Annotated in this window: 4 protein-coding genes; all 4 read left to right on the forward strand. The window is 49.4% G+C overall.

Annotated elements, in window-relative coordinates; translation table 11 throughout:
* Positions 1-815: 815 nt before the first annotated feature.
* The 4 genes from QUA40_RS23830 (at position 816) to QUA40_RS23845 (ending at position 14878) form a co-directional block, all read left to right on the forward strand.
* Entirely contained in the window at positions 816-4190 is a 3375-nt protein-coding gene (locus QUA40_RS23830) for an amino acid adenylation domain-containing protein (protein ID WP_333130475.1), read from the forward strand.
* A 3-nt stretch (positions 4191-4193) separates the two neighbouring features.
* Positions 4194-9242: an aminotransferase class III-fold pyridoxal phosphate-dependent enzyme gene (locus QUA40_RS23835; RefSeq protein WP_333130477.1), complete on the forward strand. Its 5049-nt coding sequence runs from the start codon at positions 4194-4196 to the stop codon at positions 9240-9242.
* 237 nt (positions 9243-9479) lie between these two features.
* Positions 9480-10355 carry a cupin-like domain-containing protein gene (locus tag QUA40_RS23840; protein WP_333130479.1) on the forward strand — a complete coding sequence of 292 codons (876 nt, stop codon included), beginning with the start codon at positions 9480-9482 and terminating at the stop codon, positions 10353-10355.
* 98 nt (positions 10356-10453) lie between these two features.
* The gene (locus QUA40_RS23845; protein ID WP_333130481.1) at positions 10454-14878 is read left to right on the forward strand and encodes an amino acid adenylation domain-containing protein; all 4425 of its coding nucleotides are present in this window, start codon (positions 10454-10456) and stop codon (positions 14876-14878) included.
* The last annotated feature ends 388 nt before the right edge of the window (positions 14879-15266 follow it).

Here is a 15266-nt window from a genome sequence, read left to right on the forward strand (position 1 = left end):
AATAAGTCAATATACTTACACAAAGAAAATCATTTAGGATTGCTCTAGATATAGAAAATCATTTAGGATTGCTATATCAAGGGTGCGTCAGATTAGAGATTTTCAAGAAGTATGAAAAATCTCTAATCTGACGCACTCTTCCGCTGATGCACCAGCCAATAAACGGTGCGTCAGAACGATATTTTATACTTTCTGTGCTTATTCATAATCAAAAAATGGACAGCAATATGTCTCTTTGACCATTTCAGCTTGAATTTTTTTGTTTTCGGAGCGATTCAGTTCCCTGTTGCGGATGGTATGCACGATATCGAATCCAGCCCAAATAAACATTCTGAGGACGATCGTACCAATCAAATATCCTATAGCTTTCTTTAAAGGTTGAGGTTGGCTGTAGCTAATCTAGCGCAGCGATTGCCAGCAGACAGGATGCAAATCATTGCTGTTAAGTGCAGATGTCAGCCTGTTATAGAAGATGTTGAAGGCTTTAGTTATTCTTGAGAGAAGAAAGTTGATCGCCAACAGAATATTAAGCAATTTTAATATTTACAGGCTGTGGAATTACACGGTTGCTGAACGGGAAATGCTGTTTGGCGGCGCTACCCGTAAAATGTATCATAAATACTTTACAGGGCGGTAGAGTTTGAGTTACCATCGGCTGAGCCGATAAAATATTACAGCCAAAAACAAAATATTACGATCGGATGCACGAGATCGGTGATTTTATCGTGATTGGGGATGAATAGTTACTTGAAAAAGCCTTAAAAATCCGGCTACAGTTGCTCAAAAGTCTTTTCCATCAATACTTACATATAAATATGTCATTGCCAGCAGACGATCGCCCGCAATCCGCAACCACTGATAGTGAATCTTCCTATCAACTTTCACCGATACAGCAGGGGATGTTGTTCGACAGCCTTTCGGGTCAACAATCAGGAATAGACATCGAACAAGCGATCTGTAGCATCCGCGAAAATGTGAATGTTTCAGCTTTCCTCAAAGCTTGGCAGCAAATAGTGCAGCGGCATCCAATCTTGAGAACGAGTTTTTGTTGGTCAGGTGAACAAGTTCCCCTGCAAACATTACACCAACAAGTTGAACTGCCAAGCGTTGAGCAAGACTGGCGAAATTTGTCGGAGGGCGATCGCGCAAACCAACTGGAAACCTATTTGCAAGCCGATCGCCTGCAAGGCTTCGATCTCACTCAACCGCCGCTGATGCGTTTGGCTTTGTTGCGATTCGCGGAAACCGAGTACAAACTAATCTGGACTTATCACCACATTTTGCTCGACAGTACCTCGGCGATCGTTGTTTTGCAAGAAGTTTTTACCTTGTACGAATCCCTGTGTGCCGATCAACCATTAGAATTACAACCGCCCCGTTGCGATCGAGATTGCATCGAGTGGAGGCCGCAGCCAGACATCTCGAAAGCAGAAACATTCTGGAAACAATACTTAAGCGGTTTCAGCGCTCCTACCCCTCTGGTTGGGGATTTTTCAAGGGCGGGCATCTTGCCCGCCCCACCAGGAAATTCATCAGTTGTGGAACAGGCATCTGGCCTGTTCCTGACACCAACAGAAAATTTATCACCAGATCCAGAAATCCGGCTTTCTAGCACCGTAACCGCAGCCTTAAACTCCCTAATTCAAGAAGAGCAACTAACCCTAAATACCCTGCTGCAAGGATCGTGGGCTTTGCTTTTGAGCCGCTGTTCCGGTTCGGAAGATGTAGTATTTGGAACTATTTGCAACACCCGATCACAGAATCTAGAAAACGCAGAATCAGCGGTAGGATTATTCATAAATACTTTGCCATTTCGGGTAATTGTATCTCCCGATTTACCAGCGATCGACTGGCTCAAACAACTCCAAACTCAGTGGACGGCATTTCAAGAATACGGGAACGTGCCGCTGGCAAAAACTCAAGAATGGAGCGAGATTGCCCGCGGCACAGCTTTATTTGAAAGCCTGCTAGTAGTTGAAAAATATCACATTAACTCTGCCTTGCAAGCTCTGGGCGGCAACTGGCAAAACCGAGAATTTCAGCTTTTAGAACAGACGAGTTTTCCCCTAACAGTTTACGGGTACGGGGGAGAGGAACTGCTGCTGAAAATTGCGGGCGATCGCCAGCGGTTCGATCCGATCGCCATTACCCGAATGTTGGGACACCTGCAAACTTTGCTAGAAAGTATAGCCGCGAATCCCTTCGAGAAAATCAGCAAATTGTCAATGCTGACAGCAGCCGAAATTTCTCAGTTGCAGGAATGGAATCAAACTCAAGCAAATTATCCCCAAGACAAATGCGTACACCAATTATTTGAAGCTCAAGTCGAGCGATCGCCCGATGCCATTGCCGCCGTTTTTTCCCAAAATCTCCAACAGCAACTCACCTACCGAGAACTCAATTCCAAAGCCAATCAACTAGCCCATTACTTGCAGCAATTAGGCGTCGGCCCCGATGTTTTAGTAGCTATTTGCATGGAACGTTCCCTAGAAATTGCGATCGCCGTTTTAGGCGTTCTCAAAGCAGGCGCAGCTTACGTTCCCCTCGATCCAGCCTACCCCCAAGAACGGCTGACCTTCATGTTAGCCGACACCCAAGCTCCCGTTATCCTCACTCAATCTCACTTAGTATCGGGGCTGCCCGCACATCAAGCCCGCGCCGTTTGTTTGGACGCAGACTGGGAAACAATCAGCAGTCACAGCACGGAAAACCCAGCTAGCAGCGTCTCTCCCCAAAATTTAACTTATACAATATATACATCAGGCTCCACCGGTAAACCCAAAGGAGTTCCCCTCCCGCACCGTTCCCTAGTCAACCTAATTGCGTGGCAACTGCAAAACTCGACCCTTGAAGGCGTAGCCAAAACCCTGCAATTTGCATCTCTCAGCTTCGATGTCTCGTTTCAAGAAATGTTCTGTACTTGGTGTGCCGGCGGCACCCTCGTTTTCATCACAGAAGAAATCCGGCGAGATGCCCAGAGTTTGTTGCAGCTAATCGACAAACAAAAGATTCAAAGACTATTTCTCCCTTTTATCGCCTTGCAACACTTAGCCGAAGCAGCCGATACTTATCAGCTAATACCGAAATCGCTGCGCGAAGTAATCACCGCCGGCGAACAGTTGCAAGTCAACCGTTACATAGCCAGTTTCTTTCAGCAGCTAGAAAATTGTACCCTGCATAATCAATACGGCCCCTCCGAGAGCCACGTTGTTACAGCTTATACCCTCGCAGGTCCGCCCGGAGATTGGCCCGCACTGCCTCCGATCGGCCGCCCTATTGCCAACACAGAGATATATCTGTTACAAAAAGATGGTGAGCCTATACCTTTAGGAGTAGCGGGAGAACTATACATCGGGGGCATTTGCTTAGCGCGGGGCTATCTCAACCGCCCGGACTTGACTGCTGAAAAATTTATTCCCAACCCTTTTCGACAAAATAAAATACTAGCGATCGAGGATGAAGAAGATCGCCTTTACAAAACAGGAGATTTAGCTCGCTACCTGCCGGACGGTAACATCGAGTACATCGGGCGGATTGACGGCCAAGTCAAAATTCGCGGCTTCCGCATAGAGTTGGGAGAAATCGAAACCGCACTAGCAAAACATCGCGCCGTCAAACAAGCTGTGGTGCTGGCGCGGGAAGACGAACCGGGGGACAAACGATTGGTTGCATACATAGTTGCCAATCCAGAGGAGCAATTGGCAATAGCCGACCTCCGCCCTTACCTGCAAGGGAAACTCCCAGATTACATGGTGCCTGCGGTGTTTGTGAAGGTTGAGGCGATGCCGAAGACGCCCAGCGGGAAAATCGATCGCCGTGCCCTGCCAGCACCTGAAGAGAAGCGACAAGAACAGTCCCAGAGTTACGCAGCACCGCAGAGCGAGTTAGAGCGCTTGCTGGCGGGCATTTGGGCTAAGTTGCTGAAGCTCGATCGCGTCGGCATTCACGACAATTTCTTCGAGATAGGAGGCAATTCTTTGATGACGCTGCAAATTGCAGTGCAAGTGCGGACTCTATTAGATAAAGACTTGCCAGTTGTGAAATTGTTCCAGCATCCGACGATCGCCCAATTGGCAAATTATTTAAACCAGGGACAAAGTGCGAACCCCTCCAACAACAAATTTCAAGACAGGGCCGATCGGCAAAAAGCAGCTTTTAACCGATCGAAGCAATTTACCAAAAAACGCTAAGTGATGACTGATTCACAGGAAAATCAAGAACTTGACGGTATTGCCATTATCGGGATGGCCGGTCGCTTTCCCGGCGCTGCAAGTGTCGGTGAATTGTGGCAGAATTTATGCGGCACAGTCGAGTCCACAACGTTTTTCAGCGACGCGGAACTAGACCCCAGTGTTGACCCCGCCCTCAAACAGGCTCCGAATTACGTCAAAGCTAGAGGAATTCTTGACGGTGCCGATCGGTTTGACGCAGCATTTTTCGGCGTGAACCCCCGCGAAGCCGAAATTACAGACCCCCAGCAGCGCGTTTTTTTAGAAATAGCTTGGGCCGCCCTAGAAAATGCAGGCTGCGATCCGAATACCTTCAGCGGCTCGATCGGAGTCTACGCCGGCACGGGCAACAATACTTATTTTCCCAACAACATCGCCGGACGATCGGATGTAATTTCCCGCGCGGGCGAGTTTCAGGTGATGGTAGGGAATGAAAAAGACTACATTGCTACCCGCACCTCCTACAAGCTGAATCTCAAGGGGCCGAGCGTCAGCGTGCATACCGCTTGCTCTACATCATTAGTTGCAGTTTGTCAAGCTTTTTATGCTTTGATGAGCTACCAGTGCGACTTAGCCCTGGCCGGCGGGATATCAATTACGGTTCCCCAAAATAGCGGTTATTTGTATCAAGAAGGGGGGATGTTCTCCAGCGACGGACACTGCAAACCTTTCGACGCCAAAGCTGAAGGTACTGTGTTCGGCAACGCTGCCGGGGCCGTGGTACTCAAACGTTTGCAAGAAGCGATCGCCGACAGAGATACAATCTATGCGGTAATTCGCGGAGTGGGCTTGAATAACGACGGGGCAGCCAAAGTCAGCTTCGCAGCACCCAGCGTAGACGGGCAAGCAGACGCGATCGCAATGGCGCACGCGATGGCAGACGTAGATCCCGAAACGATATCCTACGTCGAAACCCACGGCACGGCAACCCCCCTGGGCGATCCGATCGAAATAGAAGCGCTAACTCAGGCTTTTGCTCTGAAAACCGCAGCCAAACAATTTTGCGCGATCGGCTCCGTCAAAAGCAACTTCGGACACACGATCGCTGCCGCAGGAGTCACAGGGCTGATCAAAACTGCTTTAGCCCTCAAACACCGACAAATACCTGCCACTCTCCACTTCGATCGACCGAATCCAGCCATTGATTTTGCCAACAGCCCCTTCTACGTCAACGCCGAACTCTCGGAATGGAAAGCCGGCAAAACGCCCAGAAGAGCCGGAGTCAGTTCGTTTGGCGTCGGCGGCACCAACGCTCACGTTGTCCTCGAAGAAGCGCCCGCCCTAGAACCGTCTAGCCCTTCTCGCCCGCGGCAGTTACTGCTGCTGTCGGCAAAAACTGCATCTGCTTTGGACGCAGCTACCGCAAATTTGCGATCGCACCTCGCCCAAAACCCGGAGATCGATCTCGCCGATGCTGCTTACACCCTGCAAACCGGGCGGCAAGCCTTCAATTACCGCCGCTTCGCCGTTTGCAGCGATCGCACCGATGCCGTGCAGGTACTCGAATCCCTGCCGCCGCTGCGTACAGCAACCCGCTGCACCGAATCCAGAAATCCGGCAGTAATCTTCATGTTTCCGGGACAAGGGTCGCAATACGTCAATATGGGCTTGAATTTGTACGAATCCGAGCCTTTATTCCGCGAAACAGTCGATCGCTGCGCCGAAATTTTGCAGCCGCACCTCGGCCGAGATTTGCGGAAAGTCCTGTATCCCGGCAGCGATGAAGCGACAGCCGCCGAATCCCTCCGCCAAACTTTCTTGACTCAGCCTGCGATATTTACCGTAGAATACGCGCTTTCCAAGCTGTGGCAGAGTTGGGGCGTCACTCCCCAAGGTGCGATCGGACACAGCATCGGCGAATTTGTAGCGGCAACTCTCGCTGGCGTGTTTTCCCTTGAGGATGCCTTGATGCTGGTGGCAGCGAGGGGGCGGTTGATGCAAGATTTGCCGGGGGGTTCGATGCTGTCGGTGCGGTTGCCGGCGGCGCAAGTAGAAGGGCGCTTGAGTGCGGATTTGGCAGTGGCTGCGGTGAATGCGCCGGATTTGTGCGTGGTTTCCGGGCCGACGGAGGCGATCGCACTTTTTCAGCAGCAACTAGAAAGCGAAAGCGTTGTCTGCAAACAACTGCACACTTCCCACGCTTTTCATTCGCCGATGGTAGATTCGATCGTCGAACCTTTCGCCGAAGATGTCAAAAAAGTACAGTTGTCGCCGCCAACTATCCCATTTGTTTCGACTGTAACTGCTAGTTGGATAACCGCAGAACAAGCAACAGATCCGATGTATTGGGCGCGGCATTTGCGGGCGACAGTGCGTTTTGCCGACGGGATCAAAGAGCTTTGGCAAGATCCGAACCGGATACTTTTGGAAGTCGGGCCCAGAACAACTGCTGCTACTTTAGCTCGCAAACAAGCCAAAGATTTGAAAAAACAAGTTGCCATTTCTTCCCTCAGCGACAGCGCTGACAATCAAAGCGAATGGACTGCTTTTTTGAGTGCAGCCGGACAGCTTTGGCTTTGCGGAGTATCGATCGACTGGCAGAGTTTTTATCAGGAGGAAACGCGCGATCGCCTTCCCTTGCCGACTTATCCCTTCGAGAGCAAGCGTTTCTGGATAGAACCGATCGCCGCAGAGGGCAAGATTGAAATAGTGGAGGAATTGCCCGCTCCTAACTTACCGATTTCCCATGTTCAAGTGCCAACTACCAATTCCCAATTACCGATGCCAAATCCACAGGTTGAAACCCAAACCGCAGCGCGCAAGTACAGACTGATTCCTACAATCAAAAACATCCTAGAAGAAACTTCTGGCGAGGATTTAGCCAGTGTTGATGAGGACTTAACTTTCCTAGAAATGGGTTTAGATTCTCTATCTTTGACTCAAGTAGCGCTGAATTTGCAAAAAGAATTTAGCATTAAAATTACCTTTCGCCAGCTATTAGAAACTTTCCCCACTCTCGGCACTTTATCTGAATTTATCGATGGTGCTCTGCCGCCGGAGGTTTTGCCTGCAACTCCTGCCGTCCAACAAGCCGCGCCCTTACCAGCACTCGCACCGGCGATCGCACCGACAGCAGCACCTCCTGCGCCCATTGCCACTCCCGTTGCAGTCAGCGCCCCTGTAAATCTGCCCTTACCCAGCCCTGGGCCTCAAATTTTGAATCCCGTACAGTCTGGCAATCTCGAATACCTGATCGGGCAGCAGTTGCAAATTATGTCGCGACAGCTAGAACTGTTGGGCGGCGCTGGTTTGGTTCCCGCACAGCCGGCACCGACAACTAACGGTAGGGGCAGTGCCCCCGTGCCTGCCCCCTCGCAGCCGCCGGCACCCGTTCAAAATATCCCCCCATCCCAGACTAACGGCAGCGCGATCGCACCCACAGCAGCACCCACAGCAGCACCCACAGCAGAACCAAAAAAGGTGTTCGGTGCCGCCGCCCGCATCGACACATCCGATCGCGACGCATTAACTCCGTCGCAATCATCATATTTAGAAACATTTGTCAAGCGGTATACGGCGCGAACTCAGAAATCCAAACAGTACACTCAGACTCACCGCCACCACCTCGCAGATCCGCGAGTAGTTTCGGGCTTTAACCGAACGATGAAAGAGTTGGTTTATCCAATTGTGGTGGGGCGATCGTCGGGTTCTAAACTTTGGGATGAAGACGGCAACGAGTACGTGGATTTAACCAACGGTTTCGGGTCGAACTTTTTCGGATATTCGCCTGCATTTATTACAGAAGCGATCGCAGCTCAAATGCAGCGCGGGTATGAAATCGGCCCGCAAACACCGCTAGCCGGAGAAGTTGCCGAGCTCGTGTGCGAGATGACGAAACACGATCGCGCCGCCTTCTGCAACACCGGTTCTGAGGCAGTTTTGGGCGCAATGCGGCTCGCCCGCACCGTCACGGGCAACAGTACGATCGTCATGTTTACGGGCGACTATCACGGGATTTTCGACGAAGTAATCGTGCGCGGAACCAAAAAACTGCGATCGCTCCCCGCAGCACCGGGCGTTCCCCAATCCGCCGTTGACAATACCCTGATCCTCGACTACGGCGAACCCGAATCCCTGGAAATTCTCAAAGCGCGGGCGGGCGAGTTTGCAGCCATCATGGTAGAACCGGTACAAAGTCGCCGTCCCGACTGGCAACCGCGAGAATTCCTCCACGAAGTGCGCCGGATTACCGAGCAAGCTGGTTGCGCCTTCATTATGGACGAAGTGATTACCGGATTCCGAGTTGCACCGGGCGGCGCCCAAGAATATTTCGGCGTACAAGCCGATATCGGCACCTACGGCAAAGTCGTCGGCGGCGGAATGTCGATCGGGGTAATTGCGGGCAAATCCGCGTGGATGGACGCTTTAGACGGCGGTTTTTGGCAGTTCGGAGACGACTCGTTCCCGGAAGTTGGCGTTACCTATTTTGCAGGGACTTTTGTGCGCCATCCCCTGACTTTAGCCGCGGCCAAAGCATCCCTCGAATATTTGAAACGGGGCGGGCCCTCATTGCAGCGCGATCTCAATGCCAAAACTGACAAATTAGTTGCAGAATTGAACGCCATATTCGATCGCCACCAAGCACCTTTCACTGTTAAAAACTTTGGTTCCCTGTTCAAAATCACCTACCCCCAAGATTTTCTTCATGGAGAATTGCTGTTTTACTCGCTGCGGGAAAAAGGCATTCACATTTGGGATCACCGCCCGTGTTTTCTGACGCTAGCGCATTCCGACGCAGATATTGCTTTTGTCAAGGAAGCATTTAAGGAAAGTATTGCGGAATTGCAGTCAGCCGGATTTTTTCCCGGAGCATCTGGCGGCAATGTTAAGGCGCTCGAATTCCACACAAATGGCAATACAAATGGATCGAAATCGTCAATTGCTTTCTCAAACAATTCTCCCGTACCCGGTGCCAAATTAGGGCGTGATCCTAATGGCAATCCAGCTTGGTACATAGCAGATCCTGAGCGGCCGGGAAAACATTTACAAGTAGGAGATAGTTTATCAAATTGACGGTTAGGGTTGGTAATTAAATCCTGTAGGGGCGGGTTTCACCAACCATCTATACCTAATACAAATAATCTCGCAAACCCGCCCCCACCCAACGGTAAATCTCAATCTACCTGTAGGGGCCGGTTTGAGTAACAATAACTGCCTCAGACCAACAATCTCGGAAACCCGCCCCACGAACACGATTAATCTATTCTAACCGGCAATAAATTTCAACTAACAAACCCAGGAAAAGCTAAAATGCTCCAAACAGCAAAAACGATTCAAGTAGACCGCCGCACAAATCTTACTCACCGGGAATTTGTCAGCGAGTACCGCAATCCCGGCAAGCCAGTGATTTTCACAGATTTATCAAAAGATTGGCCTGCCAAAACGAAATTTACGCCGGAGTATTTTCAAGAAAAATTTGGCGAACGAGAAATTGAAATAGGTGGCAAAGTTTACACGCTCAACAGATTGTTCGATTTACTAAAGAATTCCACAAAAGAGAATCCGGCTCCCTATCCTTTCAAACTAAATGTTCGCAAAGATTTTGCCGATTTAGAACCCGATCTTTCTCCCAGACCGAGTATTGCCACACCCGATCGCACGCACAGCAGCTTAATCCCTAAGATGCTGCTCAATGATTTGTACGACTTAGAAATATTCTTCGGCGGGCCGGGCGGAGAATTTCCTTATTTGCACTACGATTTTCTCGGGCTTTATGCGTATATCAATCAAATTTACGGAGAAAAAGAATTTACAATTTTTCCGCCGGAGCAGCAAAAGTATCTTTACCCAAAACCAGGTGCTCCTTGGCTATCTGAGATTGAGAACCATCACAATCCGGACTTGAAAAAATATCCGCTTTTGGCTGAAGCTACGCCAATAACTATTACAATTTCAGCCGGTGAAACGCTATTTATTCCCTGCGGCTGGTATCACACGGCAAGGTCGCTGACTTTAACAATTTCCGTAGCATTTGACCAACTTTGCGAATCAAACTGGAAATTTTTTACTAACGAATGTTGCATCCCCAGAGGCAAAAATTCGCTCAAAGCCAAGATGATTAATGCTTATCTGACGGGTGCAGGTGCTTTGCTGAGTGCTCGCGAAAAATTGATGGGGACGGAGTAAGGGAGTTAGGGCGGGCATGGACGACAAACCAATCTGCCCTGCGACAAAGACACTTGAATTTATTTACGTGTACTACTGTTAATAGCGAATAATAGCGAATGAAAACAACCGCAGATTTACAACCAAAACTAACTGCTGTAGACTTCGATCCTTTCGCCGGCGGAGAACTTTTTGCTTGCGTACCCGCGACAGAATCGCAGAAAGAAATCTGGATTGCCGTGCAAATGGGAGACGAGGCAAATTGCGCTTATAACGAGTCGATGTGTCTGCGGTTGCAAGGAAACCTCGACATTGAATCTCTCCGATTTTCCATTCAGGAATTAGTCCAGCGGCACGAGGCGCTGCGGACAACATTTAGCCCTGACGGATCGACTCTTTGTATTGCGTCGTCGATCGAACTAGACATTCCGGCGATCGACTTGTCAATTGTGGACTATCGCGATCGCAAATCGAAATTAGCACATTTGCGCCGTCAAGAAGTCGATCGACCTTTCAATCTAGTGCGCGGGCCGCTGTTTCGCAGTCAAATTATTAAGCTGCAAGAGCAGGAACACATCGTTATTCTCACCGGGCACCACATCATTTGCGATGGCTGGTCTTGGGGCATACTATTCCCGGATTTGGGTGCAATTTATTCTGCCAGACAGCAAGGGTTAGCTGCCAATCTTCCACAACCAGAAAGTTTTATAGAATACGCAATTTCACAAGAAGAAAACTCAACAACAACCGAAATTATTGAGGCTGAAAAGTATTGGCTGGATCAGTTCTCAGGCACAATTCCGGTGCTTGATTTGCCGACAGACAGATCGCGACCTGCTTTGAGAACTTACCAGGGTTCGCGGGAAGATTGGGAACTCAATCCAGATTTAGTTGCTAACCTCAAACGCCTGGGAAAAAAAGCAGGGTGCAGTTTTTTTACAACTCTGTTTGCTGGATTTGAAGCTTTTATGTACCGCTTGTGCGGGCAAGAGGATTTGGTTGTCGGAATGCCGGCGGCGGGACAACTGGTTGGGGGAAAAGACAAGCTTGCGGGACACTGCGTGAGCTTGTTGCCGCTCCGCACCCGCATTAACGAGGAACAATCTTTTATCAATTATTTGCGATCGCGCCGCACAGGAGTTTTAGATGCGATCGAACGCCAGCAGCTAACCTTCGGTACTCTGGTCAAAAAACTAGCAATGCCGCGGGATTTCAGCCGCATTCCGCTAGTGCCTGTAACTTTTAATCTGGATGTGCAACTTACGGAAGATCAGCTTAATTTTGAAGGTTTTAAAGCTGAAGTCTTCTCGAATCCGAGAACTTATGAAAATTTTGAATTGGCGGTAAATGCCAGCGAAACAAAAAACAAACTCGTGCTGGAGTGCCAGTACAATACTAACTTATTTGATGCTGCGACAATCCGCCGCCGCATGGCTGAATTTGAGATGCTGTTAGAGGGGATAGTTGCTAATCCCGAGTGTCCGCTGCAAAATTTGCCGATTTTGACCGCAGCGGAAAAACAGCAGCTATTAGTTGAGTGGAACAGCACTCAAACAAATTATCCCGAATCTGCCTGCATTCACCAATTATTTGAAGTACAAGCAGAGCAAACTCCCGAGGCTGTAGCCTTAGTTTTTGGAGAGCAAAAATTAACTTACCAACAGTTAAATTGTCGCGCCAATCAACTCGCACATTACTTGCAAACTTTGGGGGCAGGCCCGGAAGTTTTAGTGGGCGTTTGTTTCGAGCGCTCTATTGATGCGATCGTCTCGCTTTTGGCTGTTCTCAAAGCCGGATCTGCTTACCTGCCTTTAGATCCAGCTTATCCCAAAGAACGGCTGGATTTCATGCTGTCAGATGCCCAAATATCAGTTCTTTTGAGTCAACAGCAGCTAGTAGAAAGGCTTCCCGATACCGCAGCAAAAGTAGTTTGTTTGGAGGCGGTGCGGGAGGAAATTGACGCACAAAGTGAGAAAAACCCCGCCAATCTCGCTAATCCTGACAATCTGGCTTATGTGATGTATACTTCCGGTTCGACAGGCAAACCCAAAGGCGTTTGCGTCGTTCACCGGGGCGTAGTGCGGTTAGTCAAGGACACTGACTTTGCCAGCCTCTCCGCGGCAGAAGTCTTCCTGCAACTGGCTCCGATTTCCTTCGACGCCTCGACGCTGGAAATTTGGGGAGCGCTGCTCAACGGGGCGCAACTGGCGGTATTTCCTCCCGGCAGCCCATCTTTGGCAGAGCTGGGAGAGGCGATTCGCTTATACAATGTGACAATACTGTGGCTGACAGCCGGACTGTTTCACTTGATGGTGGATGAGCGGCTTGAGGATTTAAAGGGCGTGCGCCAACTGTTGGCAGGCGGCGACGTTTTATCTGTTCCCCACGTCCAGAAGTTGATCCTAGAAGTTCCAAATTGCCAATTAATTAACGGTTACGGGCCGACCGAAAATACCACTTTTACTTGCTGTTTTGCGATCGCCCCTGGCAGTCAAATTACTAATTCTGTGCCGATCGGGCGGGCGATCGCCAATACTCAAGTTTACATACTCGATCGTCACTTGCAGCCAGTGCCGATCGGCGTTGCGGGTGAGTTGTATGCAGGCGGTGCAGGCTTGGCCAGAGGCTACCTCAACCGCCCCGATTTGACAGCCGAAAGATTCATTCCAAATCCCTTCAAGGATTTTAGATTGGGGAATGCTGGTGAGAAACTAGAGATTGCGGAAAGCCAAGAAGCATCTAATCATCCCAAATCAAATCGCCTTTACAAAACAGGGGATTTAGCCCGCTACCTGCCCGACGGTAACATCGAATACCTCGGACGCGCCGACAATCAGGTAAAGATTCGCGGCTTCCGCATCGAACTCGGCGAAATTGAAACTTTACTAACACAACACCCAGATGTACTCTCTACAGCAGTCATTGACCGAGAAGACACACCTGGCAACAAGCGTCTCGTGGCTTATCTCGTCTCCAAACTCATTCCAGAGCGCATCCCTTATCACAGTGAATGCCAACTAGAACTAGACGGTAACCCCATCAAACTCGACACAGAGGATATCTCCACGAGTGGCGTTGCTCTGGTGGGGGTGCCAGTTCTTGATCTAGGTAGGAGCGTTCGCCTGCACCTGCAACTGCCTGGAGAGAACTTTCCGCGCTGGCTTTCAGGGATAGTCGCCTGGTCGCGCCCACCACAAACCGGGATTCAGTTTCAGCTTACACCGAACGAACAGAATAAAGTTAACCAAAGCGTAGCCTATCAGTTGGAAACTCAAGGCTTGTGGAAAACTTTGCAGCGCACTGTGACTGGCAATCTGCGCGACTACCTAAAACAAAGGCTACCCGACTATATGATACCGAGTGCTTTTGTGTTGGTGAAAGAACTGCCCTTAAACCCCAACGGCAAAGTAGACCGCCGCGCTTTGGCAACTCAAAAGTGGCAATCTAGCGACGCTGCGCCCCATGAAACAATTGCTGTTGCCCCGCGCGACCAATTAGATATCCAAGTGACAGAAATTTGGCAACAAGTTTTAGGCATCGATTCAATCGGAATCAGGGACAATTTCTTCGAGGTAGGAGGACATTCCCTGCTAGCAGCGCGCCTGTTAGCTGAAATAGAAAAAGTCTTCGACAAAAAGATGCCGCTGTCTGCGATTTTTCAATCGCCAACCGTTGAGCAATTGGCTGACATTCTCCGCGAACCGGAATGGTCGTCCCCTTCTCCGTCAATGGTGGTTATTCAACCGGGAACCGGAAGTTACAAACCGCCTCTGTTCTGTATCCACGTGCTCGGCAGAGGATTGGAGTTTTACCGTCCTTTAATGAATTATATCGATCAATCGCAGCCTGTTTTGGGACTCTCAACCCAGATTATGGATGAAAAATTGGCTCCCCCCAATCGAGTTGAGGAATTGGCAGCTTATTACATAAAAGAAATGCAAATTTTTCAGCCACACGGGCCTTATTTTCTATTAGGAGTATCTTTTGGGGGGACGGTAGCTTTTGAGATGGCTCGGCAACTTCACGATCTAGGTGAGAAGGTAGCTTTGCTGGGATTGTTGGACACCTACGGCCCGGCTACTTTCAAAAATTTGTCTGAGATTAAGAAGGGTCAAGGCGCGATGAAAGTTTTACGGCTCACGCCTGCTTTATTTATGAGTAAAGCGAAGAGCAATCTGGCGGGCAAAATCGAGAGGTTTACTCATCAAATGTGGAGGATTTATTCTAAGTTTTACCGGGCGATCGGGCGTCCCTTGCCAATTTATTTGGAAAACTTCACTCATAGGGAATTAAATAATGAGGCATTGAAACATTATGTAGGGGGAGTTTATACGGGTCGGGCTTATGTTTTCAAGGCAATTGAGACTGCCGCCGCGTTTGGTGTAGATCGCGAATTGGGTTGGGCCGATGTAGTGAAGGGAGGAATAGAGGTTTACGACATTCCCAGCGACCACTTGGGGATGTTAAAAGAGCCTCACGTTCGGGTACTGGGGGAAAAATTGCAGGCTGGGGTCGATCGGGCTCGGGAAATGAATTGTCAATAATTTCCAGCAGTAGGGGCGAAGCATTCCGGCCAATAATTTCTGGACTTACGCACTTCGACAAAGAAACCGGGTTTTTTACCAAATCTACGAATACAAACGAGGTATTTCCGGAAAAAAACTCGGTTTCTGGGATTTATAGCAATTTTTGCAGGAGTTGTGAAAATCGATAGGCTCAGAGCCCCGACTTATTTGAGAAGTCTGGGCTCTTGTTATTCACAAATGATTTAGGACTGCTATAGCGGTTCTCAAAAAAGTGAGGTATGCCCTATGCCCACGGAGGCCTATGCCCACGGAGGCCTATGCCCAGTCGTACCCATTGGTGACAAGTTAAGGCTCAAAGCCAGTTGTCAAGGGGATTTTCGGAGGTAGCTCAAAGAAAAAAGGTTCT

The organism is Microcoleus sp. Pol11C3 (assembly GCF_036701485.1).
In the GTDB taxonomy this organism is placed as follows: Bacteria; Cyanobacteriota; Cyanobacteriia; order Cyanobacteriales; family Microcoleaceae; genus Microcoleus.

Excerpts from the sequence above, each read along its gene's own strand:
- QUA40_RS23830 (WP_333130475.1), top strand. The coding sequence starts at position 816 with ATGTCATTGCCAGCAGACGATCGCCCGCAATCCGCAACCACTGATAGT.
- QUA40_RS23835 (WP_333130477.1), top strand. The coding sequence starts at position 4,194 with ATGACTGATTCACAGGAAAATCAAGAACTTGACGGTATTGCCATTATC.
- QUA40_RS23840 (WP_333130479.1), top strand. The coding sequence starts at position 9,480 with ATGCTCCAAACAGCAAAAACGATTCAAGTAGACCGCCGCACAAATCTT.
- QUA40_RS23845 (WP_333130481.1), top strand. The coding sequence starts at position 10,454 with ATGAAAACAACCGCAGATTTACAACCAAAACTAACTGCTGTAGACTTC.